Consider the following 22971-nt stretch of genomic DNA (forward strand, 5'->3'; position numbering starts at 1 on the left):
AGGGGACGACTGTACGCCCCGAGATCACGTATCCCCAGGTACGGGGACAGGGGTCACGTCGGGGTCGCACACCGCACCCGTCCGGTCACGGCGTGCGTAGCGGCAGGAACGCGGCGATCTCGCCGGCCCGCGACCCGGACGCCGACACCCGCCCGTCGGCGAGCGCGTCGTCCCAGCTCAGGCGGCCGACGGCGAGCGCGATCCAGGTCCGCGGGTCGGCCTCGACGACGTTCGGCGGGGTGCCGCGGGTGTGCCGCGGCCCCTCGACGCACTGCACCGCACCGAACGGCGGGACCCGCACCTCGACGCTGCGGCCCGGCGCGCGCCGGGCCAGCTCGTCGAGCGACGCCTTCACCGCCGACTTCCGTGTCGCCCGGTCCGGCTCGACCCCGTCGTCGACCCAGTCCAGGAGGACGTCGGACATCAGACCGAGACGGCGCCGAACCGCGCCGGGAGCGTGCCCTCCCAGGCGGCGCGCAGCTCGTCGAGCGCCAGCGTGCCGAGGGCGTCGCCCAGGTCGAGGACGTCGCCGCCGGTCTCGCCGAGCCGCAGCGCCGGGACACCGGCCTCGGCGGCGCGGGCCAGGAACGCCTCGGCGCCGTCGGCGGGCACGGTGACCAGCACCCGTCCGGCGGACTCGGCGAACAGCGCGGTGAACGAGTCCTCGTGCACCCCGGCCAGGTCGACGCGGGCGCCCCGGCCCCCGGCGAGCGCGGCCTCGACCAGTCCCTGGGCGAGGCCACCGTCGGACAGGTCGTGGCTGCCGGTCAGCGCCCGGTCCGCGGCCGCGGCGGCGAGGAGCTGCGCGAGGCGCCGCTCGTGCTCCAGGTCGACGGCGGGCGGCCGTCCGCCGAGGTGCCCGTGCACCTCGTGCGCCCACTCCGACCCGCCGAACTCGGCGGCGGTGGTGCCGAGCAGGACGACCGTGTCGCCGTCGGCGCCGGCGAACCCGGACCGGACCGCGGTGGTGACGTCGTCGATCACGCCGAGCACGCCGACCACCGGGGTCGGCAGGATCGCCGTCGTCCCGGTCTGGTTGTAGAAGCTGACGTTGCCACCGGTGACCGGGGTGCCCAGCACCGCGCAGCCGTCGGCGAGACCGCGCACGGCCTGCTCGAACTGCCACATGACGTGCGGGTCCTCCGGCGAGCCGAAGTTCAGGCAGTCGGTGACGGCGAGCGGCACGGCGCCGGAGGTCGCGACGTTGCGGTAGGCCTCGGCCAGCGCGAGCTGCGCGCCGAGGTACGGGTCGAGCGCCACGAAGCGGGCGTTGCAGTCGGTGGCGACGGCGATGCCGCGGCCGGTGGACTCGTCGACCTGCACGACCCCGGAGTCGGCGCCGTGCGCGGCGACGGTGTTGCCGCGCACGTAGCGGTCGTACTGGTCGGTGACCCACGACCGGGACGCGAGGTTCGGGGCGGCGGCCATCCGCAGGATCTCCGCGCGCAGCTCGGACGGGGTCTCCGGGCGGGGCAGCGCCTCCGGCGAGTCCGCGTTCAGCGCGTCCTGCTTCGCGTCGTCGCGGGTGACCGGGCGGGTGTAGACCGGGCCCTCGTGGGCGACCGTGCGCGGCGGCACGTCGACGACGGTCTCGCCCTGGGAGGTGATCACCAGGCGGTCGCCGTCGGTGACCTCGCCGATCACGGTGGCGATGGTGTCCCACTTGCGGCAGACGGCGAGGAAGGCCTCGACGTTCTCCGGGGTGACGACCGCGCACATCCGCTCCTGGGACTCCGAGGAGAGGATCTCGGCGGCGGTCATGCCGGTGGCGCGCAGCGGGACGGCGTCGAGGTCGACGTGCATGCCGCCGTCACCGGCGGAGGCGAGCTCGGAGGTCGCGCAGGACAGCCCGGCGCCGCCGAGGTCCTGGATGCCGACGACGAGCCCGGCCGCGAACAGCTCCAGGCAGCACTCGATGAGGACCTTCTCGGTGAACGGGTCGCCGACCTGGACGCTCGGGAGCTTCTTCCGCCCGGTGCCGCCGCCGGTGGAGTCGAAGGTCTCCGACGCCAGCACGGACACGCCGCCGATGCCGTCGAGCCCGGTCGTCGCACCGAACAGGATGATCTTGTTGCCGGTGCCGGAGGCGAACGCGAGGTGCAGGTCCTCGGTCTTCAGCGCTCCCACACACAGGGCGTTGACCAGCGGGTTCCCCGCGTAGGACGGGTCGAAGACGACCTCGCCGGCGACGTTCGGCAGGCCGAGGCAGTTCCCGTAGCCGCCGACACCGGCGACGATGCCGGGCAGCACCCGGCCGGTGTCGTCGGCGTCGAGCGGGCCGAAACGCAGCGGGTCGCCGACCGCGATCGGGCGCGCGCCCATCGCCATGATGTCGCGGACGATGCCGCCGACACCGGTCGCCGCGCCCTGGTAGGGCTCGACGTAGGACGGGTGGTTGTGCGACTCGACCTTGAAGGTGACCGCCCAGCCGTCGCCGACGGACACGACGCCCGCGTTCTCGCCGATCCCGGCGAGCATCGTCGAGCGCATCTGTTCGGTGGTGGTCTCACCGAAGTAGCGCAGGTGGACCTTGGAGGACTTGTACGAGCAGTGCTCGCTCCACATCACCGAGTACATCGCCAGCTCGGCGTCGGTGGGCCGACGGCCGAGGATCTCCCGGATACGGGCGTACTCGTCGTCCTTGAGCCCCAGCTCCCGGAAGGGCTGCGGCTGCTCCGGAGTGGCCTCGGCGTGCTTGACGGAATCGACCGGCACCTGGGACTGCGTCACGGGGTCAGGGTAGACGGGGCTCCCCCGCCCGCGTCCCCGCACGGTGCCGGGGCCCACAGGCGGGGTTCCCCACAGCAGGTCACGGACCGAGGACGACGACGGCCCGGCCCGCGGTCCACGGGGACCGCCGGCCGGGCCGGACGTCGTGCGCGGGTCAGGCGGTGACCCGGGCGAGCACCGAGGTGAATAGGCCGAGCCCGTCGGCCGACGGGCCGGTCAGCGCACTGGTCGCGTGCTCGGGGTGCGGCATGAGACCGACGACGTTCCCGGCCGCGTTGGTGACGCCGGCGATGCCGCGGGTCGAGCCGTTCGGGGCCGGGTCGCGGTAGCGGAACACCACGCGTCCCTCGCCCTCGAGCTCGTCGAGGGTCGCGGCGTCGGCGACGTAGCGGCCCTCCTGCGACTTGAGCGGGATCAGCAGCTCGTCGCCCGCGGCGTAGTCACGGGTCCAGGCCGTGCCGGCGTTCTCCACCGTGAGCACCAGGTCACGGCACAGGAAGTGCATCCCGGCGTTCGCGACCAGGGCGCCCGGGAGCAGGTGCGCCTCGCAGAGGATCTGGAAGCCGTTGCAGATGCCGAGCACCGGCAGGCCGCGCCCGGCGCCCGCCACGACCTCGGTCATGATCGGCGCCAGGCTCGCGATCGCGCCGGCGCGCAGGTAGTCGCCGTAGGAGAACCCGCCCGGCACGACGACGGCGTCCACGCCCTGCAGGTCGTGGTCGCCGTGCCACAGCGGGACGGCCTCGGCGCCGGCGCGGCGCACCGCGCGGGCGGCGTCGACGTCGTCCAGGGTCCCCGGGAAGGTGATCACACCGACGCGGGTGCTCACAGCCGGGTCACCGTCCAGTCCTCGATCACCGGGTTCGCCAGCAGGGAGCCGGCGAGCCGGTGCAGGGTCTCGTCGTCGATGCCGTCCTCGACCTCGAGCTCGAAGTGCTTGCCCTGCCGCACCCCGCTCACGCCGGACACACCGATCCGACCCAGCGCCCGGGTCACGGCCTGACCCTGCACGTCGAGGATCTCGGGCTTGGGCATCACGTCCACCACCACTCTGGCCACGGGGTCAGCCTACGGTGAACAGCGGCGACGGCTCGACGTGCGTGCCCTCACCATCGGCCCATGCGGATCCTCGTCCTGGGTGGCACGGTCTTCCTCTCCCGCGCGGTCGCCGCGGCCGCGCTCGCTGCGGGCCATCCGGTGACCTGCGTGTCCCGTGGTGTCTCCGGGCCGCCGCCGGACGGCGCGGAGGCGGTGACGGCGGACCGGTCCCGGCCCGGGGCGCTGGCCGCGGCGCTGCACGGGCGCACGTTCGACGCCGTCGTGGACGTCGCGACGATGTCCGCGCCGTGGGTCCGCGACGCCCTCGACGCGCTGCACGGCCGGTTCGGGCACTGGACCTTCGTCTCCTCGATCAACGCCTACGCCGACCCGTCGCTGCGCGGCGGGACCGTGACGCAGCCGACCCTGGCACCGCTGCACGACCAGCCCGACCAGGACCTCACGAACCGGGACCCGGGCGTCTACGGCGCCGCGAAGGTCGCGAGCGAACAGGCCGTGCGGGAGCGGGCGGGCGACCGGGCGCACGTGGTGCGCGGCGGGCTGATGTGCGGGCACGGCGACCTGTCCGACCGCTACGGCTACTGGGCGGACCGGTTCGCCCGCGGCGGCCGGGTGGTCGTCCCGGACGTGCCCGCCCAGCCGATGCAGCTCGTCGACGTGGACGACCTCGCCGCCTGGATCGTGGCCGGCGCCGCCGACGGCACCACCGGCACCCACGACGGCGCAGGCCAGCGGTCCACCCTGGACCGGGTGCTCACCGGGACCGCCGACGCCGTGGGCGCCGACGACCTGGAGCTCGTCCGGGTCCCGGAGCGGACGCTGGCCGAGCAGGACGTGGCGTTCTGGGCCGGTCCGCGGTCGCTGCCGCTGTGGCTGCCGGAGTCCCTCTGGGGCATGGTCGACCGGGACGTCACCACGACGTCCACCGCCGGTCCGGCGGCTCGCCCACTCGCCGACACCGCCCGCGCCGCGCTGGCGTGGGAGCGCGGGCTCGGCGCCGGCCGGGGGCGCCGGGCCGGGCTCACCGACGCCGAGGAGCAGGCCGTGCTGCGGGCGCTCGGCTGAGCCGGGACGCCCGCCACCCCCGACCGGGCATGCTGGTCCCATGCACCTGACGCACTACGGCCACGCCTGCGTCCTGGTCGACACCGGGTCGGCCCGGCTCCTGTTCGACCCGGGCGCGTTCTCGACCGGCTTCGAGACCCTGGACGGCCTGGACGCGATCCTGGTCACCCATCAGCACTTCGACCACGTCGACGCCGACGCGCTGCGTACCCTGCTGCGCGCCAACCCCGACGCCGCCCTGGTCACCGACGGCCAGACCGCCGGGCAGCTCGACGGCATCGACGCCCGCACCGCCGCGCCCGGCGACGTGCTGGCCCTCGGCGGCGCCGAGGTGTCCGTCGTCGGGTCCGGGGACCACGCGCAGATCCACCCGGACATCCCGCTGGTCGCGAACAACGGCTACCTCGTCGACGGCGCGCTGCTCCACCCCGGCGACGCGTACGTCCCGCCGGGCGTCGACGAGCTGGCGACGCTGCTGCTCCCCACCGGCGCACCCTGGCTGAAGGTGTCCGAGGCCGTCGACTACCTGCGGTCGGTCGCCCCGCGGACGGTGGTGCCGATCCACGAGGGCACCCTCGCCGACCCCACGCTCCACTACCGGTTCTTCGACAACCTGGGGCCCGACGCCACGACGCTCCTGGTCCCCGACCGGGGGACGGCGGTCGACGTCTGATGGCCCTGCAGTGGGAGCAGGTCGTCGTCGACGCCCGGGACCCGGTCCGGCTCGGCCGCTGGTGGGCCGAGGCCCTGGACTGGACGGTCGTGAACGCCTCGGCGTCGGAGTTCGAGATCCAGCCCGCCGAGGGCGTCGTCCCGGGGCTGATCTTCGTGCCGGTCGCGGAGGGGAAGCGGACCAAGAACCGCCTGCACATCGACCTGCGGCCGGACGGCGTCCGCGACTCCGAGGTCGCCCGGCTGCTGATGCTGGGTGCCACCCGGGTCAACGTGGGCCAGCACCGGGCCCCGGCCGACGAGGTGTCCTGGACCGTGCTCGCCGACCCCGAGGGCAACGAGTTCTGCGTGCTCGGCGAGCGGCGGACCTGACACCTGTCCACAGGTGGCACCGGTTGTCCACAGGAGAGCACACACTGTGGACAACCGGGCCGATCGCCGGGGAGCTCCTAGGCGGCCGGGGCCGCGGCGGGGAACAGCGTGCGGTGCACGGCGCCGACGGCGCCCGCCCCGCGCGCCGCGTCGACGGCGGCCAGCGCGGCCTCGACGCGGTGCTCGCGACGCAGGTCCTTGGCCCGCAGCGCGAGCCGGACGAGCCCGCCGCGCTCGGCGGTGCGCACGGCCTGCTGCTCCAGTGCCCGTCCGCGGCGGCGCTCCCCGGCGCGGCGCCCGCCCCGCCAGGGCTCGGACGCCCGGAAGGTCAGCACGCGCGAGCGCAGCACCGGACCGCCGGTCGCGCGGACGGTCGTCTCGTCGGCGCAGAGGCCGAAGCCGAGGTCGGCGAGCGCGTCGAGGGTGCCCTCGGAGGCGATCCAGCCGGGCGGGGCGAAGCCGTCGGTGGACAGCCCGGTCGCGAGCAGGATCCGCCGGGCGCCGGTCAGCCGCAGGCCCGCCTCGTGCCGGGGCAGCGCCCCGAACTCGGTGCGGCGCCCGATCCGCGGCACGGAGCCGTTCTGCCAGGCGCCCACCGGGTCGCTCGTGTGGTCGAAACCGTGCAGGAGCAGGTCGTCCCCGGCGCGGACGCGGCCGGCGATCCAGCGGACCAGGTCGTCGCCGCGGCGCAGCGGCCCGTCGGGCCCCTTGGGCTGCACGAGGTGGGTCAGCGGCACGGCACGCCGGTCCAGCTCCGCGGCGAACGCGGCGGCGCGGGCGCGGTCGGCGTCGTCGGAGTCGGTCAGGCCGGACAGCGAGACCAGCAGCGTGCTCATGGCCCCCATCCGACCCGACCGAGGTGAACCCCGCGTGGAGCCGCCGGATCGCGCGGACGACGATCGGCGGGCGTTCTCGGCAGCCGTCCTCAGCGGGCCGTGAACCCGCCGTCGACCCGCAGCTCGGCGCCGTTGACCATCGCGGCCTCGGCCGAGGCCAGGTAGACCACGGCCGCGGCGATCTCCGACGGCTCCGCGAACCGCCGCGCCGGGATCTCGGCGCGGTGGGCGTCCCCGGCCGGGTTGTCCCACGCCGCCCGACCCAGGTCGGTGAGCACGACCGTCGGCGACACCGCGTTCACCGTCACCCCGTGCGGCCCCCACTCGACGGCGAGGGTGCGGGTCAGCCCGGTGATCCCCGCCTTGGACGCGCAGTAGGCCGCGTGCTGCTCCAGCCCGCTGCTCGCCGCCTGCGAGGCGAGGTTCACGATCCGCCCGTACCCGCGCTCCACCATGACCCGGCCCGCGGCCCGCGCCATCAGCCAGGACCCGGTGAGGTTGACGTCCAGGGTGCGGCGCCAGTCGTCGACCCCCAGCTCCAGCGCCGGGGCGAGCAGCGCGATCCCGGCCGAGTTGACCAGCACGTCGACCCGGCCGTGCCGGGCGACGACCTCGTCGACGCAGGCCTGGGCCGCGTCGGGGTCCGCGACGTCGACGACGTGCGCCGACGCGCAGACTTCCGGGACGCCGTCGGTGCGCAGGTCCGCGCCGGCGACCACGGCGCCCTGCCCGGCGAGTGCCCGGGCCGCCTCGGCGCCGATGCCCGACGCCGCGCCGGTGACCAGTGCGACCGAACCGGTGAGATCGAACATCAGCAGTCCGTCCCGACCGTGCCCGCCTCGGCGAGCCGGTCGCCGTCGCGGCGGTCGTAGGAGTCCAGCGCGGCGACCTTCTCCGCCGAGGCGCTGCCCGGGTCGAAGCGGTGGTCGAGCCAGCCGTCGACGAGCGTGCGGGCCAGCTCCAGCCCGACCACGCGCTGGCCCATGCAGAGGACCTGCGCGTTGTTGGACTTCACCGAGCGCTCGACGGAGAACGGGTCGTGCGCGGTGACCGCGCGGACACCCGGCACCTTGTTCGCCGAGATCGCGACGCCCAGCCCGGTCCCGCAGATGAGCAGACCGCGGTCGGCCTGCCCGTCGGCGACCCTGCGTGCCGCGGCGACGCCGATGTGCGGGTAGGCGGTGTGCCCGTCCGCGCCGACGCCGACGTCGACGACCTCGGCGACGCGGTCGTCGGCCTCCAGGTCGGCCTTCAGCGCCTCCTTGTACTCGTACCCGGCGTCGTCCGCGCCGACGACGATGCGGAGCTTCTCGCTCACGTCTGCTCCTCCTGCGGTGTCAGGACGTCGGCGACGGCCGTGACGATCAGGCCGAGGCTGACCGCCCCGGCGTCGGGTGTGCCCACGCTCTTCTCGGCCAGCGGGCGGGCCCGGCCGATCCGGGGCCGCAGGTCGGCGGTGTCCCGCGCCCGGGCCGTGGCGACCTCGGCGGCCGCGGCCCACGCCCCGGCGAGCGGATCGCCGTCGCCGACCCGGCGCTCCAGCTCGTCGACGAAGGGCAGCAGCGCGTCGAGCAGGGTCTTGTCCCCCGCCCGTGCGCCGCCGAGCTGCTCGATGGTCGTCGCGAACCCGCGGACGCCGGCGGCGACGGTCGCGGCCGGGTAGCCGTCGGCGGTGTCATCGAGGTGCCGCCCGAACGCCTCGAGCGCGGCGCCCCACAACACCCCGGAGGTGCCGCCGGCGCGCTCGGCCCAGGCCTGCCCGGCCTGCTGGAGCACCCAGCCGCCGCCGACGTCGTCGCCGAGCTCGCCGACCCGGGCGGTGGCGGCGGTGATCCCCTTGAGCATGCCGCGGCCGTGGTCGCCGTCGCCCGCGACGGCGTCGATCCGGCCCAGCTCGTGCTCGTGGGAGCGGATCGTCGACTCCGCCGCCGCCAGCGCGGCGCGGACGGTGCCGGCGACGTCCCGGGCCGCGTCGCTCGCCGCGGGCGCGGTGACGACGGCGTCGGCCTCGGCGAGCTCGTCGGCGGTCGGCTCGCGCAGCGCCGCCAGCGGTGCGGCGGTCTTGCGGTAGGCGGGGGTGTAGGCGTCCGCCCGCCACAGCGGTTCCAGCTCGTCGTCGAGCCACATCAGGGTGAGCGAACAGCCGCCCATGTCGAGGCTGGTCACGAGCTCGCCGACCTCCGGGTCGACGATCTCGTACCCGGCGTCGCGCAGCCGCGGCGCGACGTGACGCCACAGCAGGAACAGCTCCTCGTACTTCGTGGTGCCCAGCCCGTTGAGGATCGCCCCGACCCGGCCGGGCGCTCCGGTGGGCGCGTGCTTCAGCACGTCGTCGACCAGCAGCTCCGCCAGCTCGCGGGCGGGCAGCATCGGGACGTCGCGGATGCCGGGCTCGCCGTGGATGCCCAGGCCGAGCCCGAGATGTCCCTCGGGCACCGAGAACAGCGGCTCGTCCTCGCCGGGCATCGTGCAGCCGGTGAACGCGACGCCGAGGCTGCGGGTGGCCGCGTTGGCGGCCCGGCCGAGCCGCTCGACCTCGTCGAGATCCGCACCGCGCGCGGCGGCGGCGCCCATCGCCTTGAACACGGTGAAGTCGCCGGCGATCCCGCGGCGCCGCGACTCCTCGTCGGCGGAGGCGACGTCGTCGGTGACGACCACGATGCGGGTGTCGATGCCCTCCTCGCGCAGCCGGTCGGCCGCGATCCCGAAGTTGATCGTGTCGCCGGCGTAGTTGCCGAAGCTGAAGACCACACCGCGGCCCTGGTCGGCGGCCTTCGCGACCGAGTACGCCTGGGCCGCCGACGGCGAGGTGAAGATGTTGCCGACGACGGCGCCGTGCGCCATCCCCGGCCCGACCGTCCCGCAGAACGCCGGGTAGTGGCCGGACCCGCCCCCGATGACGACGGCGACCTGCGGGTCGCCGTCGCCACGGTGGGCGACCACGCCGCCGTGCACCCCTCGGACACGGTCGGCGTAGAGGTCGAGGAAGCCGGCGAGCTGGTCGTCGGCGAACTCGGCGGGGTCGTCGAAGATCCTGGTCACGAGGTCTCCCTCACCGTGGTGGCGGCGGTCTCGCGCAGCTGCGGGTCGTCCTGCGGGACGTTCAGGAACGAGACCATCACGAAGGCGGCGGCGTAGAGGGCGACGAAGGCCCACACGACGCCGACGTTGCCGGTGCCGAGCGCGAGCATCAGGGCGACGACGCCCGAACCGAGGAAGGCCGCGCCGCCGGCGGCGGTGGTGTACATGGCCATCGCGGCGCCCTTGTGGTCGGGTGCGAGCGCGGGCATGATCGCGCCCATCGGGACGAACCCGGCGAGCAGGCAGCCGAACACGCAGCCCGCGGCGACCGAGACCCAGAAGCCCCAGGTCGAGCCGGCCGGGACGAGCTGCGGGACGTACCACCACAGCAGCAGGCCGACGGCGGAGCCGAAGACGCCGAACCACTGCACCGTTCGGCGCCAGCCCCACCGGTCGCCGACGGCCCCGAACACCGCGTTGACCAGGATGTTCGTCGCGTAGACGAACACGGTCATGGTCAGCCAGCGGCTCTGGCCCCAGCCGAGGTCCACCGCGATGACGGTCGGCAGGATGATGAACATGCCGTACTGCGGCGCGGTGTTGATCAGCCGGACCAGGAAGCCCATGAGGATCTTCGGGTTGGCCGCGGTGAGCCGCAGCCCGGCGCTGAGCACCTGGCCGGTGGCCTCCCCCGCCGGCGCGAGCCGACGGGTGGCGTGCGGCTCGTGCACCCCGAAGCGGGCGATCAGGTACCCGGCGACGACGAGCGCGGTCGACCCGACCATCGCGGCGGTCTCGCCGCCGGTGCCCCCGCCGAAGGCCGGGATCATGCCGAGCGCGAACAGCGAGCCCAGGGTGGGCAGGCCGCCGGTGAACATGACGTAGAACCAGCCGACGGCGACGCCGTTGCGCGAGTACGGCGTGACGACGTTGATCCACACCAGGAACGCGAACGCGAAGAGCGGGTAGCCGAAGCCGCGCAGGAAGTAGGTGGCGGCGACCAGCGGGAGGCTGCCGATCTGCAGGCTCAGCAGGAACAGCACCTCGAACACGACCCAGACGGCGACGCCGAGGGTCATGACGCGGCGCGGGCCCCACAGGTCGGCGAGCGCGCCGGACAGGTAGCTGGCGACGAGCACGGCCAGGCTGTAGCCGGTGATGATCGTCGCGACGGTCGCCTCGGGCGAGCCGAGCACCGCCTCGATGTGCGGGGAGATGAAGTTGGACTCGGTCCCGTTGCCGGTCATGAAGACCAGCACGCCGAGGAAGCCCCAGCGCAGGGAGTGCGGGATGCCGATGCGGTCGAGGAAGGTCTCGTGCTGCGGAGCGGCGCTGCTCATCGTCGACCCCTCAGGCGTTCGGGAGGATCGAGACCTTGACCGACGCACCGGAGGTGTCGCCGACGAGGTCGAGGGCCTTCTGGAACTCCGCGAGCGGCACCTGGTGGGTGCAGATGTCGGAGATCGGGAGCTTGCCGTCCTCCAGCATCTTGATCGCGGCGGGCCAGCAGTGCGGGCCGAGGTGGGCGCCGCGGACGTCGAGCTCCTTGTCGTCGGAGATGATCGACCAGTCCACGGTGACCTCGGAGCCGAACACCGAGTACTCGACGTAGGTGCCGAGCTTGCGCAGCAGGTTCAGGCCCTGCGCGACGGCCGGGACGGCGCCGGAGCCCTCCAGGTAGACGTCGGCGCCGTAGCCGTCGGTGAGCTCCTTGACCCGGGCGACCGCGTCCTCGCGGGAGATGTTGATCGTGAGGTCGGCGCCGGTGCGGCGGCCGAGCTCCAACTTCTCGTCGTCGAGGTCGAGCGCGATGAGCAGCCGCGGGTTCTTCGCGCGGGCGCCGGCGATCAGGCCGAGGCCGATCGGGCCGCACCCGGCGACGACCACGACGTCGTCGAACCCGATGGTGCCCCGCTCGACGGCGTGCAGCGCGCAGGACAGGGGCTCGGCGAACGCGGCGTGCTGCGGTTCCAGGTCCGGCGAGACGCGGTGCACCCGGGCGCGCGTCGGGACCAGCATGTACTGGGCCATCGCGCCGTCGAAGTTCCGGAAGCCGAACATGTCGTGCGGCCCGCACATCCAGTACTGGCCGCGCAGGCAGTAGCGGCACTGCTCGCACGGGACGATCTGCTCGCAGGCGACGCGGTCGCCGACGGACACGCCGTGCAGGGCGAGGCCCTCGTCGTCACCGGAGACGATCCGGCCGACGAACTCGTGACCGGGCGTGACACCGGTCTGGGCCCAGGCGGGCCGGTTGTCGTCGCCCCAGAACTTCGCGGCGCCGTGGTAGCACTTCAGGTCGCTGGCACACACGCCGACGGCCTCGACCTGCATCAGCAGCTCGCCGGGGCCGGGCCGGGGGACGTCCACCTCCTCCAGCCGGTAGTCCTCGGGGCCGTGCACGACGACCGCCTGCATCCGGGTCGGGATGTTCTCTCCCACGGCGAAACCTCCGTTGGTGCCATGCGGGGTGCTGCATGCGACTGGCCTTGAGCATGCGTTCCGGTGTGAACATCCGTCAACACATCGGTTCCGACTTGAACAAACGTGCAGTACGCTTGACTGGTACCGATCCGGACCGGCGGAGGAGGTGGCGATGGCGCCGCACGACGTCTCCCGGCGCGACCTGGGGCTGATGCACCGGGCCGCGCGGCTGTACTACGTCGACGAGCTCAACCAGGCCGCGATCGCCGACCGGCTCACCGTGTCGCGTCCGACCGTCTCCCGGCTGCTCGCCGAGGCCCGCCGGGTCGGGATCGTGCAGATCACCGTGCACGACCCGGACTCGCTGCACACCGGCGGCGACGACGCACCCCGGCTCGCCGCCGCGCTCGGGCTGGACCGCGTGTGGCTGGCCCCGCGCCCCGCCACCGACCTCGGTCAGTCGCTCGCCGAGCCGGTCGGCGAGGCGCTGCGGGAGGCCGGGCTGCGCGCCGGCGACGTCCTGCTCGTCTCCTCCGGGCGCACCGTGTGGGAGCTCAGCCACACCGCGCTGCCCGCGCTGGCCGGCTGCGAGATCGTGCCGACCGTCGGCGGGGTCGCCGAACCCGAGGCGTGGCACCAGACCAACGAGATCGTCCGGTCGGTCGCCGAACGCGGACACGGACGCCCGCACTTCCTGTTCACCCAGGCCATGCCGTCACCGGCGATGAGCCGCACGCTCGCCGAGGACCCGGAGTTCCGGCGGGTCACCGGGTTCTGGATGCGCGCACAGGCCGCGCTGGTCGGCGTCGGCGCCCCGCCCGCCGGCCGCGCGTCGATCTCGACCTCGGTCCCGCTCGACGACGAGGGCCTCCAGGACGGCGTCGGCGACGTCTGCCTGAACTTCTACCGCGCCGACGGCCGCCCGATCGCCTTCCCGGGCAGCGACCGGATGGTGCGGATCTCCCCGGAGCAGCTGCGACGGGTGCCGCGGACGATCGCCGTCGCCGTCGGGGAGGAGAAGGTGCCGAGCATCGTCGGCGGGGCGCGGGCGGGCCTGTTCAACCGCCTGGTGACCGACACCCCGACCGCCCAGGCCCTGCTCGACGCCCTCGGCCCCGTCTGACCCACCGACGACGTCGGACGGCGGGGCAGCACATGTTCGTGATCGCAGACCGCGTCATCCACCCGGTTCCGAGTAGGCGTCGCCGGCCGGCTCGGCACACGGGAGCACACTGCGCCGCCACACCGAGCTTCTGCCCGTCCGCCGATCTGCCTACCCGGTAAGCGGATTCCGGAGGGCGGGCGCTCGGGTCGGACCGCCGCCCGGACGACCATTCCACGGTCCGCTGTGGTCGGCCGAGAACTCGCTTACCGGGTAAGCGGGTTCGGCCCAGAAGGGCGTGCCGCACGACCGGTCCCGTCGACGAGCCGATCACACCCGACGTTCACACCCCTTGTCCGACGTCCACACCCGTCGAGAGGGGTGTGAATGCCGGACAAGGGGTGTGGGTGCGGCCGGGGTCAGGCCGTGGGCGACACCCAGGGGGTGCCGGTGATGCGGCGGTAGACCTCGGCGTAGCGGTCGTGGACGACCTTCACGACCTCGTCGGGGACCTCGGGGCCGGGGGCGGTGCGGTCCCAGTCCAGCCCGGCGGACCAGTCGCGGACGTACTGCTTGTCGAAGGAGAACTGCACCCGGCCGGGCTCGTAGGAGTCGGCGGGCCAGAACCGCGACGAGTCCGGGGTGAGCACCTCGTCACCGAGGACGATCTCGCCGGAGGTGTCCCGGCCGAACTCCAGCTTGGTGTCGGCGACGATGATCCCGCCCTCGGCCGCGGACTCCGCGCCGCGCCGGTAGACCTCCAGGGTCAGGTCCCGCAGCCGGGTCGCGGTGTCGGCGCCCAGCTGCGCCACGACCTCGTCGAAGGTCATGAACTCGTCGTGCTCACCGACCGGCGCCTTGGTGGTCGGGGTGAAGATCGGCTCGGGCAGCTTCGAGCCCTCGACCAGACCGGCGGGCAGCGTGACGCCGGAGACGGCGCCGGTGCGCTGGTACTCCTTCAGCCCGAGCCCGGTGAGGTAGCCGCGGGCGATGCACTCGACCGGCAGCATCTCCAGCGGACGGCAGCGGACGGCGCGCCCGGCGAACCCGTCGGGGATGTCGTCGGTGCCGATGACGTGGTTGGGCACGAGGTCGCCGGTGCGCTCGAACCAGTACAGCGACAGCGCGGTGAGGATCGCGCCCTTGTCCGGGACCGGCGTCGGAAGCACGACGTCGTAGATCGACAGCCGGTCCGAGGCCACGAGCAGCAGCTGGGCCGGGTCGCGGGACTCGTCGAGGTAGAGCTCGCGGACCTTGCCGGAGTGGACGAGCCTCACAGGATCCCTCCGGGGGTGTAGGCGGCGGCCTCGGGGTGCTTCGCGGTGATCGCGGCGATCTTCTCCGTCACCGTGGCCACCTGCGCGGACGCGGCGCCGGTGAAGCGCAGCGGGTCCTCCAGCAGCCGGTCCAGCGTGCCGGCGGGCAGGCCGAGCCGGTCGTCGCCGGCCAGCCGCTGGAGCAGGTCGTTGTCGGCCTGGCCCTGCTCGCGCATCGCCAAGGCGACGGCGACCGCATGCTCCTTGATGACCTCGTGCGCGGTCTCCCGGCCGACCCCGGCGCGGACGGCGGCCATCAGCACGGCGGTCGTGGTGAGGAAGGGCAGGTAGCGGTCGAGCTCGCGGGCGATCACGGCCGGGTAGGCGCCGAACTCGTCGAGCACGGTCAGCGTGGTCTCGTAGAGGCCGTCGAGGGCGAAGAACGCGTCCGGCAGCGCGACGCGGCGCACCACCGAGCAGGAGACGTCGCCCTCGTTCCACTGGGAGCCGGCGAGCTCGGCGGTCATGACCGACAGGCCGCGCAGGATCACCATGAGGCCGTTGATGCGTTCCGCGGAACGCGCGTTCATCTTGTGCGGCATGGCGGACGACCCGACCTGGCCGGGGGCGAAGCCCTCGGTGGCGAGCTCGGCGCCCGCCATCAGCCGGATCGTCGTGGCCAGCGACGACGGCGCCGCCGCCAGCTGCACCAGTGCGGTGACGACGTCGTGGTCGAGCGAGCGCGGATAGACCTGCCCGACGCTGGTGAACGCCTCGGCGAACCCCAGGTGGGTGGCGATGCGCTGCTCCAGGTCCTCGAGCTTCACCGAGGCTTCAGTGTCGCCGCCCAGTAGATCCAGCATGTCCTGGCTGGTGCCCATCGGGCCCTTGATCCCGCGCAGCGGATAGCGCGAACGCAGGTCCTCCAGCCGGGCGTGCGCGACGAGCAGCTCGTCGGCGGCGGAGGCGAACCGCTTGCCCAGGGTGGTGGTCTGCGCGGCGACGTTGTGGCTGCGCCCGGCCATGACCAGCTCGGCGTACTCCGACGCGCGACGCCCGAGCCGCGCCAGGACCGCGACGGTCCGGTCGGCGACGAGCTCCAGCGACAGCCGGATCTGCAGCTGCTCCACGTTCTCGGTGAGGTCGCGGCTGGTCATGCCCTTGTGCACGTGCTCGTGGCCGGCGAGGGCGTTGAACTCCTCGATGCGGGCCTTCACGTCGTGCCGGGTGACGCGCTCGCGGGCGGCGATCGAGCCCAGGTCGACCTGTTCGACGACGGCCTCGTAGTCGTCGACAACCGACGACGGCACCTCGATGCCGAGGTCGCGCTGGGCGCGGAGCACCGCGATCCACAGCCGTCGCTCCAGCTGGATCTTGTACTCCGGAGACCAGAGGCGGACCAGCTCGGGGCTCGCGTAGCGCGCGGCCAGCACGTTGGGAATCACGTGGCGCGATGATAATGGCTGGTGGGGGCCCTGTGACCGGCGGGAGCGCGGCCTCACACCCGGGGCAGGGACTCCAGCACCTCGCGCAGCGCCTCCCGGCCGACCGCGCGCGGGTCGGGGTCGGCCTCGATCAGCGCGGTGAGCACGACGCCGTCGACGAGCGCGGTGAGCCTGCGGACCTCCCCCGGCCCCGGTCGACGGCCGGTCGCGCGGGTGAGGGCCTCGTCGAGCAGGGCGTCGAACTCGACGCGCTGGGCGCGCAGCAGCCCGGCCAGGAACGGGCGCCGGCCGGACCCGATCAGCCGCTCGAACCGGCCCAGGACGGCGTCGAGGCCGCCGGTGCGCGAGCGCGGCCCGAGGAGCAGGTCGAGCACGATCTCGGCCGGGTCGTCGCGCCGGGCGAGGCAGTCGTGGGCGTCGGCCAGCTCGGTGTGCGCGAGCCGGTCGAGCGCGGCGGACACCAGGTCCTCCAGCGAGGAGAAGTAGTAGGTCGTGGCCGCCAGCGGCACCCCGGCGCGCTCGGCGACGGCACGGTGGCGGATCGCGTCGAACCCGCTCTCGGCGAGCAGCTCCGCGGCCGCCGCGACGAGCAGGGCGCGGCGACGCTCACCCTTCTCGGTCTGCTTCGGGGCCGCCATCGCCACATAGTGCCAAGACGGGACCCGTCCGGACGAGTGAGATACCGGACTCGACGCCCAGGTCGGACGGGGTGACCGTGACCGTTTCGTGACCCTGCCGTTCTCACCGCCGCGGCGATGGAACACACTGGTGGTGTGCGTCCGTCACCCAGAAGCCGCTGGTCACCGCGCGGTGGTGCGCGCGGGGCGGCGGCCGCCCCGGCCCCCGGCGAGCCCGTCGACCTGCGATCGGACACCGTCACGCTGCCGACCGAGGCGATGCGCCGGGCGATGGCCGAGGCCGAGGTCGGCGACGACGTGCTCGACGGCGACCCCACCATGCGCGAGCTGGAGGAACGGGTCGCCGGCCTGCTCGGCGCCGCCGATGCGCTGTGGACGCCCACCGGCTCGATGGCGAACCTGATCGCGCTGATGAGCCGGCTCGGCCGCGGCGACTCCTTCCTCGCCCCCCAGGGCGCGCACGTGCTCGACTTCGAGCTGGGCACGGCCGCGTGGCTGGCCGGCGGGATGCCGCGGCCGCTGCCGCACGACGCGGGACCTGGCAAGGTCACCGCGTCCGCCGTGCGCCGGGCCGCCGCCGACGACGGCTTCTACGCCTCCCTGCGCCCGGTGCTGCTGTGCCTGGAGAACACCCACAACTCCGCGGGCGGCACCGTGACCGCACCGGAGGAGCACGCCTCCGTCGCCGCCGCGGCGCGGGCCGCCCGGCTCTCGGTGCACCTCGACGGCGCCCGGCTGTGGAACGCCGCCGTCGCGCTCGGGGTCCCGCCGGGCGCGCTGACCGTCGGCGCCGACACGGTCGCGGTGTGCCTGTCCAAGGGACTCGGCGCGCCGGTCGGGTCGGTCGTCGCGGGGTCGGCGGAGTTCGTCGAGCACGCCCGGCGGCTGCGCAAGATGCTCGGCGGCGGCGTCCGGCAGGGCGGGGTGCTGGCCGCGGCCGGCCTCGTCGCGCTGGAGGACGTCGACCGGCTCGCCGAGGACCACGACCTCGCGACGCGGCTCGCCGCCGGACTGCGCGAGCGCGGCTGGCGGGTCCGTGAGCCGCAGACCAACATCGTGCTGGTGGACGTGGCCGACGTGCGCGGCACGATCGCCGCGTTCGCCGAGGCCGGTGTCCGCGCCGGCGCCATCGCGGGCAAGCTGCGGCTGATGACCCACCGCGACGTCGGCGACAAGCACATCAGGGCGGCGCTGGACCGGATCGGCGAGGTCGGCCCGTCCAGCACCGGCTCCCCCGGCGGCCCTGCGCCGCTGCCCCGCACCGCCCTCGGCGGCTGAGTCCCCGGTCCCACCCCGCGCCGCCCTCCGCCGGCGCTCCGGGTCGCCTGCGGCCCCGGCGCCGGACGTGCCCGGCGCACCCGGGCCGGGCGCCCCGGGCGTCCCTCGTCGCCGCCGTCACAGTGTCGCGCCGGGTCAACTCACTGTCGTCCGAGGTCAAGTCGGCTCGCACGATCGGGTCCACACTGGGCGACGGCCGGACGCCGGAGCAGGCGTCGGCCTAGGCTTCCGCCGCCGTCGCGCCCGTGCGTACGCACCGCCGGGCGCCGGTGGCTCCGACCCACGACCGGTGCCGGTGAGCTGCGCGGACCCGCGATCGCCGGGTGTCGTGCGGCCCGGGGCGCCCAGGACAGCAGGACCGTCATGACCAGCTCCGCCCCCTCGCCCGCCCCCGATACCGAGACCGCCGTCGTCCCCGGGGCCGCCCTCGTCGCCGAGGGCCTCGCCGTCGACGGCACCCACGGGGTGCTGCTCGCGCCGACCTCGCTGCGCGCCGTCCCCGGCTCGGTGCTGCTGGTCGCGGGCACCCCCGGCTCCGGGCACACCGCGCTGGCGCTGGCGCTGGCCGGGCGGATGCGGCCCGACCACGGCACCGTCACCCTCGACGGCGACGACGACCCGCGCCGCCTGCGCCGCGCCGTCGCCGTCGTCGACACGCCCGGGGTCAGCGAGCCGGAGCCGGTGCTGCCGCTGCGGACCGTCGTCGGCGAGGAGCTGGCGATGGCCGGGCGCGGCACCACCCCGCGGGCGGTGACCGAGTGGCTGGGCGCGCGGGGCGCGCAGACCTGGGTGCGCTCGCGGTTCGAGGACGTGCCCGCGCCCGTGCGGATCGGGCTGATGACCGCGCTGGCCGCGTCCCGGCCCGGGGTGCGGGTGCTCGTGCTGACCGCGCCGGACCGGCACGGCGGCACCCCGGTGACCTGGTGGCAGGTCGCCTCCGAGCACGCCCGCGCCGGGTTCGCCGTCGTCGTGACCTGCACCGAGGGGTCGGCGGCGCTGCTGGGGGTGCCCGCGGTGCGGCTCGGCGGGGGCGACGCCGGCGCGCTGCCGGAGCCCCCCGGGCGGCACAGCAGGCCCGAGGACCCGACGGGGCCGCTGACCGTCGTCGCACCGCAGGGGGCCGACGACCTGCCGCAGGGCTGGACCCGGCGGCTGCTGCGCCGCCGCCCCGCCGGGACCGCGGATGCTCCGCCGCCCGGCACCGAGGAGCCCCCGCGGGACGCGGGTACGGCGATCCTGCCCGGGCCCGACCTCACCCCCGGGACCACCGACGGCGACGAGAGCACGGAGCGGACCTCATGAGCGCGATCCGGATGGCGATCAGCGAGCTGCGGCGGATCACCGCCGGGCGCCTGCCGGTCCTGGCCGTGCTCGCGCTGCTGATGATCCCGATGCTCTACGCGGGCTTCTACCTCTACGCCAACGGCGACCCCTACTCCCGCCTGGACCAGGTGCCCGCCGCACTCGTCGTCGACGACGCGGGCGGCACCGACGCCGACGGGAAGGCACAGAACGTCGGCCAGGACGTCGCGACGGAGCTGACCGACTCCGGCTCGTTCGACTTCCACCGGGTCTCGGCCGCCGAGGCCGACCGCGGTGTGCGCGACAACGTCTACACCTTCGCCGTGACGATCCCGCGCGACTTCACCGCGGCCCTGCAGTCCTCCGGCGAGTTCACCCCGCGCCAGGGGATCCTCGTGCTCACCACCAACGACGCCAACAACTACCTGGCCCGCACGATCGCCGACACCCTCACCACCCGGGTCCGCGAATCGGTCGCCAAGGAGGTCGGGACGCAGGCCGCGGACCGGTTCCTCACCGGCTTCTCCACCATCCACACGAGGACCCAGGAGGCCGCGGACGGCGCCGGGAGGCTCGCCGACGGCGCGGCCACCGCCCACGACGGGGCCGCCCGGCTGGCGTCCGGCGCCGGTGAGCTGGCGACCGGGCAGCGCACGCTCCTCGACGGCGCCCAGCAGCTCTCCGGCGGCGCGGGCGAGCTCGCGACCGGGGCCGGGACCCTCGCCACCGGGGCGGGCACCGCCGCGTCCGGCGCGGACCGGCTGTCCGCGGGCGCCGGGGAGCTCGCGACCGGGCTGGGCACCCTGCGCCGGGCCACCGCCGACCTGCCCGCGCAGTCGCGGCGCCTCGCCGACGGCGCCCGCCAGGTCGCCGACGGCAACGCGCAGCTGGCCGCGGCCGGGGACCGGGTCGCGCAGGAGAGTGCCCGGCTGGCCGACCAGCTCGACGCCGCCGACGGCACCATCGCGGCGGGCCTGCGCGAGCGCGGGTTCACCGACGAGCAGGTCCAGCAGGCCCTGGCCGCGCTGGCGACCGCGAAGCAGCCGCTGGTCGACGGCAACGCCCGCGTCCAGCAGGTGTCCGGGCAGCTCGACCGCCTCGGTTCCGGCGCGGGGCGGGTCGCCGACGGCGCCGAGCAGCTCGCCGCGTCGGCCCCGCAGCTCAGCCAGGGCATCGCGAGCGCCGCCGACGGCGCCGGGACCCTGCGCGACGGCGCGACCGAGCTGTCCGGCGGCGTCCGGAGGCTCTCCGACGGCGCCACGCAGCTGTCCACCGGCGCCACGGCGCTGCGGACCGGGGCGGACCGGCTCGCCGACGGGGAGCGCACCGCGGTCGACGGGACCGACCGGCTCGCCGACGGGGCGCGCCGGCTCGACTCGGGCACCGGTGAGCTCGCCACCGGCGCGACGCAGCTGCACGACGGCCTGGCCTCGGGCCTGGACGACATCCCGAACCCGGCCCCGGGCGTCCGGGAGGCCACCGCCGCGAACATCGGCGACCCCGTCGCCACTCGCGACGTCGCCTACTCCCAGGCCGACACCTACGGCGCCGGGCTGGCCCCGTTCTTCATGGCACTCGCCACCTGGATCGGCGGCTACGTGCTGTTCCTGCTGGTTCAGCCCCTGTCCCGACGGGCGATCGCGGCCGGGCAGAGCCCGCTGCGGATCGCGCTGGGCGGCTGGATCCCGGCCGGCCTGCTGGGAGTCGTGCAGGTCACCGGCATGTACGCGGTGGTGTCGCTGCTGCTGGGGATCATCCCGGTGCACCCGTTCGCGACGCTGGCGCTGCTGTGGCTGACCTCGATGACGTTCACCGCGATCGTGCACGCCCTCAACGCCCTGCTCGGCGCGGTCGGGCAGTTCCTCGGGCTCGTCCTGATGGTGCTGCAGCTCGTCTCGGCGGGCGGAACGTTCCCGTGGCAGACCATCCCCGGGCCGCTCCACCCGGTGCACCACGTGATGCCGATGGGCTACGCCGTCGACGCACTGCGCCACCTGATGTACGGCGGTGAGCTGGCGGGTGTCGTCGGGACGGCGGTGCCGGTGCTGCTGGCCTGGTTCGCCGGGGCGCTGGCGCTGGCGACGTTCGCGGCATACCGCAAGCGGGTGTGGACGGCGACGGCGGTGAAGCCCGAGCTGGTGCTCTGAGGCCGGCTCAGACCCAGGCCCGCAGCCGCTCCAGCGCCTCGGTGATGCCCTCGGGCGTCCCGGCGCCGGAGAAGCGGATGTAGGCGCCGCCGTCGACCGGGTCGAAGTCCTGCCCCGGTGCGACGGCGATGCCGGTGTCGGCGAGCAGCCGGTAGGTCAGGGCCATCGAGTCCTCGCCCTCGCGCAGCAGGTGCGCGATGTCGGCGTAGACGTAGAACGCGCCGTCGGCGGGGGCGAGCCGGGTGATCCCGAGCCCGCGCAGGCCGTCGAGCAGCAGGTCCCGGTTACGGCCGTAGCGCACGACGTGGGAGTCGGCCTCGGCGTAGCTCGCCTCGTCGAACGCGGCGAGCGCCGCGTGCTGGGGCAGCGCGGGCGGGCAGACGGTGAAGTTGCCGGCCAGCCCCTCCACGGTGCGGCGCAGCCGCGGCGGGCACACCAGCCAGCCGAGGCGCCAGCCGGTCATCGAGAAGTACTTCGAGAACGAGTTGACCAGCACGGCCTCCCGCGAGGTCTCCCAGGCGCTGCTCGTCGCGGGACTGCCCGGGAACGTGATGCCGTGGTAGATCTCGTCGCTGACGAGCTGGATGCCGCGCTCCTCGCAGTACGACGCGAGCGCCGCCAGCTCGGCGGGGTCGAGGACGGTGCCGGTGGGGTTCGCCGGGCTGGCCACGATCAGGCCCTTCACCGGCTCGTCGAGCGCCTCCAGCATCTCCACGGTGGGCTGGAACCGGGTCGCCGGCCCGCACGGCAGCTCGACGACCTCGCAGCCCAGCGCGGCGAGGATGTTGCGGTAGCAGGGGTAGCCGGGGCGGGCCATGGCGACGCGGTCACCCGCGTCGAACGCGGCGAGGAAGGCCAGCAGGAACCCGCCGGAGGACCCGGTGGTGAGCACGACGTCGCCCGGGTCGACCTCCAGCTCCCGGGTGCGCCGGTAGTGCCCCGCGACGGCCTCGCGCAGCTCCGCGATGCCGGGGGCGACGGTGTAACCGAGCACCTCCGACTGCACCGCGGCGACGGCGGCCGCGCGCACGGGTTCCGGCGCCGGGGTCGACGGCTGCCCGGCCGAGAGGTTGATCAGGTCGCCGTGGGTGCGGGCCCGTTCGGCGGCGGCCGCCCAGACGTCCATGACGTGGAACGGGGCGACGGCGGCACGGGCGGCGACGGTCAGGCGGGTCACGCCGCCGAGCCTAGGCGGCGGCCCGGCACGGGACCGGACCGCGCGCCCGGGCGGGAGCCCACTCCCGGGCGCGCGGTCGGTCACGAACCGGGGCGGGCGCGGGGCCCGCCCGGTGTCACTCGGCCTCGAAGCCCAGGGCGTCGACGACGGCGCCGATCTGCGCGTCGGTGTCGGCGACGGTGTCGTCGAGGTACTCGGCGACCGGGGTCAGCTCGGCCGCCTGCGCGGTGCCGGTGAGCGCCAGGGCGGCGAGCGGCGCGGCGACGACGCCACCCACGAGGGCGAGGGCGCGACGACGACGGGCCTGCTGGGGAGCGTGGGCCATGGTGATCCTCCTGTCGTTCAGGGACACGGGCTGTGTCCCTGTGCCACAGGACGATTCCTCGACGAACCGGTGGAGATCAAACCCTGGTGTCCGGTTTTACCGGCTCTTCATGATCATCGAAC

General features: G+C 74.7%; 22 protein-coding genes. 7 read left to right on the forward strand and 15 right to left on the reverse strand.

The genetic code is table 11. From position 1 onward, the window contains the following. Positions 1-85: 85 nt before the first annotated feature. The 4 genes from AC0GKK_RS13410 to purS all read right to left on the reverse strand — a co-directional run bounded on the left by AC0GKK_RS13410 (position 86) and on the right by purS (position 3789). Positions 86-424: a sterol carrier family protein gene (locus AC0GKK_RS13410; protein ID WP_489881748.1), complete on the reverse strand. Its 339-nt coding sequence runs from the start codon at positions 422-424 to the stop codon at positions 86-88. Further along, positions 424-2730, reverse strand: coding sequence for a phosphoribosylformylglycinamidine synthase subunit PurL (purL, locus tag AC0GKK_RS13415; RefSeq protein ID WP_405420010.1), 2307 nt, complete (start codon positions 2728-2730; stop codon positions 424-426). Before purL ends, AC0GKK_RS13410 begins: the two co-directional genes overlap by 1 nt. A 154-nt stretch (positions 2731-2884) precedes the next feature. Beyond that, positions 2885-3559 (reverse strand): phosphoribosylformylglycinamidine synthase subunit PurQ, encoded by a 675-nt coding sequence (purQ, locus tag AC0GKK_RS13420; RefSeq protein ID WP_179761267.1) that lies wholly within the window; start codon positions 3557-3559, stop codon positions 2885-2887. After that, complete coding sequence (purS, locus tag AC0GKK_RS13425; RefSeq protein ID WP_224388682.1) at positions 3556-3789, reverse strand: phosphoribosylformylglycinamidine synthase subunit PurS; 234 nt, start codon at positions 3787-3789, stop codon at positions 3556-3558. The genes purQ and purS overlap by 4 nt, the downstream gene beginning before the upstream one ends. A gap of 60 nt (positions 3790-3849) precedes the next feature. Here purS and AC0GKK_RS13430 point away from each other — a divergent pair, with 60 nt between their 5' ends. The 3 genes from AC0GKK_RS13430 to AC0GKK_RS13440 are packed head-to-tail and all read left to right on the forward strand — an operon-like array spanning position 3850 to position 5898. Then, on the forward strand, positions 3850-4854 hold the full coding sequence (locus AC0GKK_RS13430) for an NAD-dependent epimerase/dehydratase family protein (protein WP_179761268.1): 1005 nt from the start codon (positions 3850-3852) through the stop codon (positions 4852-4854). 40 nt (positions 4855-4894) lie between these two features. After that, positions 4895-5527 carry an MBL fold metallo-hydrolase gene (locus tag AC0GKK_RS13435; RefSeq protein ID WP_489881749.1) on the forward strand — a complete coding sequence of 211 codons (633 nt, stop codon included), beginning with the start codon at positions 4895-4897 and terminating at the stop codon, positions 5525-5527. After that, on the forward strand, positions 5527-5898 hold the full coding sequence (locus AC0GKK_RS13440; RefSeq protein WP_226354825.1) for a VOC family protein: 372 nt from the start codon (positions 5527-5529) through the stop codon (positions 5896-5898). Before AC0GKK_RS13435 ends, AC0GKK_RS13440 begins: the two co-directional genes overlap by 1 nt. 77 nt (positions 5899-5975) lie before the next feature. On the opposite strand, the gene AC0GKK_RS13445 is transcribed toward AC0GKK_RS13440, so the two are convergent. From AC0GKK_RS13445 to AC0GKK_RS13470, 6 genes are all read right to left on the reverse strand, one after another. Continuing rightward, a complete protein-coding gene (locus AC0GKK_RS13445) occupies positions 5976-6734 on the reverse strand; it encodes a DUF2334 domain-containing protein (RefSeq protein WP_405420037.1) in 759 nt (252 codons plus the stop codon). Between the two features lie 89 nt (positions 6735-6823). After that, a complete protein-coding gene (locus AC0GKK_RS13450; RefSeq protein ID WP_405420040.1) occupies positions 6824-7546 on the reverse strand; it encodes a GolD/DthD family dehydrogenase in 723 nt (240 codons plus the stop codon). Next, positions 7546-8052 (reverse strand): ribose-5-phosphate isomerase, encoded by a 507-nt coding sequence (locus tag AC0GKK_RS13455; protein ID WP_251783065.1) that lies wholly within the window; start codon positions 8050-8052, stop codon positions 7546-7548. Before AC0GKK_RS13455 ends, AC0GKK_RS13450 begins: the two co-directional genes overlap by 1 nt. Beyond that, positions 8049-9776, reverse strand: coding sequence for a dihydroxyacetone kinase family protein (locus AC0GKK_RS13460; protein ID WP_489881750.1), 1728 nt, complete (start codon positions 9774-9776; stop codon positions 8049-8051). The genes AC0GKK_RS13455 and AC0GKK_RS13460 overlap by 4 nt, the downstream gene beginning before the upstream one ends. Continuing rightward, on the reverse strand, positions 9773-11095 hold the full coding sequence (locus tag AC0GKK_RS13465) for an RbtT/DalT/CsbX family MFS transporter (protein WP_489881751.1): 1323 nt from the start codon (positions 11093-11095) through the stop codon (positions 9773-9775). The genes AC0GKK_RS13460 and AC0GKK_RS13465 overlap by 4 nt, the downstream gene beginning before the upstream one ends. A 10-nt stretch (positions 11096-11105) precedes the next feature. After that, on the reverse strand, positions 11106-12197 hold the full coding sequence (locus AC0GKK_RS13470; RefSeq protein ID WP_476653511.1) for an alcohol dehydrogenase catalytic domain-containing protein: 1092 nt from the start codon (positions 12195-12197) through the stop codon (positions 11106-11108). A gap of 154 nt (positions 12198-12351) precedes the next feature. Here AC0GKK_RS13470 and AC0GKK_RS13475 point away from each other — a divergent pair, with 154 nt between their 5' ends. Next, on the forward strand, positions 12352-13302 hold the full coding sequence (locus AC0GKK_RS13475; protein ID WP_405420051.1) for a sugar-binding transcriptional regulator: 951 nt from the start codon (positions 12352-12354) through the stop codon (positions 13300-13302). Positions 13303-13700: 398 nt separating this feature from the next. Here AC0GKK_RS13475 and AC0GKK_RS13480 read toward each other — a convergent pair whose 3' ends face one another. From AC0GKK_RS13480 to AC0GKK_RS13490, 3 genes are read right to left on the reverse strand one after another with little or no spacing between them, the layout of a single operon-like run. Further along, the gene (locus tag AC0GKK_RS13480; RefSeq protein ID WP_489881752.1) at positions 13701-14558 is read right to left on the reverse strand and encodes a phosphoribosylaminoimidazolesuccinocarboxamide synthase; all 858 of its coding nucleotides are present in this window, start codon (positions 14556-14558) and stop codon (positions 13701-13703) included. Then, positions 14555-15982, reverse strand: a complete 1428-nt coding sequence (gene purB / locus AC0GKK_RS13485; RefSeq protein ID WP_405420054.1) for an adenylosuccinate lyase — start codon at positions 15980-15982, stop codon at positions 14555-14557. Before purB ends, AC0GKK_RS13480 begins: the two co-directional genes overlap by 4 nt. Before the next feature lie 53 nt (positions 15983-16035). Then, entirely contained in the window at positions 16036-16620 is a 585-nt protein-coding gene (locus AC0GKK_RS13490; protein ID WP_251783069.1) for a TetR/AcrR family transcriptional regulator, read from the reverse strand. A gap of 258 nt (positions 16621-16878) precedes the next feature. On the opposite strand from AC0GKK_RS13490, the gene AC0GKK_RS13495 reads away from it, so the two are divergent. From AC0GKK_RS13495 to AC0GKK_RS13505, 3 genes are all read left to right on the forward strand, one after another. Continuing rightward, the gene (locus tag AC0GKK_RS13495) at positions 16879-17898 is read left to right on the forward strand and encodes a threonine aldolase family protein (protein WP_251783671.1); all 1020 of its coding nucleotides are present in this window, start codon (positions 16879-16881) and stop codon (positions 17896-17898) included. Positions 17899-18261: 363 nt separating this feature from the next. Beyond that, on the forward strand, positions 18262-19200 hold the full coding sequence (locus tag AC0GKK_RS13500; protein WP_489881753.1) for an ATP-binding cassette domain-containing protein: 939 nt from the start codon (positions 18262-18264) through the stop codon (positions 19198-19200). After that, positions 19197-21347, forward strand: coding sequence for a YhgE/Pip family protein (locus AC0GKK_RS13505; RefSeq protein ID WP_489881754.1), 2151 nt, complete (start codon positions 19197-19199; stop codon positions 21345-21347). Before AC0GKK_RS13500 ends, AC0GKK_RS13505 begins: the two co-directional genes overlap by 4 nt. Positions 21348-21354: 7 nt before the next feature. On the opposite strand, the gene AC0GKK_RS13510 is transcribed toward AC0GKK_RS13505, so the two are convergent. Further along, positions 21355-22473 carry an aminotransferase class I/II-fold pyridoxal phosphate-dependent enzyme gene (locus tag AC0GKK_RS13510; RefSeq protein WP_202416648.1) on the reverse strand — a complete coding sequence of 373 codons (1119 nt, stop codon included), beginning with the start codon at positions 22471-22473 and terminating at the stop codon, positions 21355-21357. Positions 22474-22639: 166 nt separating this feature from the next. Further along, positions 22640-22849, reverse strand: coding sequence for a hypothetical protein (locus AC0GKK_RS13515; protein WP_139282823.1), 210 nt, complete (start codon positions 22847-22849; stop codon positions 22640-22642). Positions 22850-22971 lie beyond the last annotated feature (122 nt).

This window comes from Pseudonocardia sp. P-1 (genome assembly GCF_058111925.1).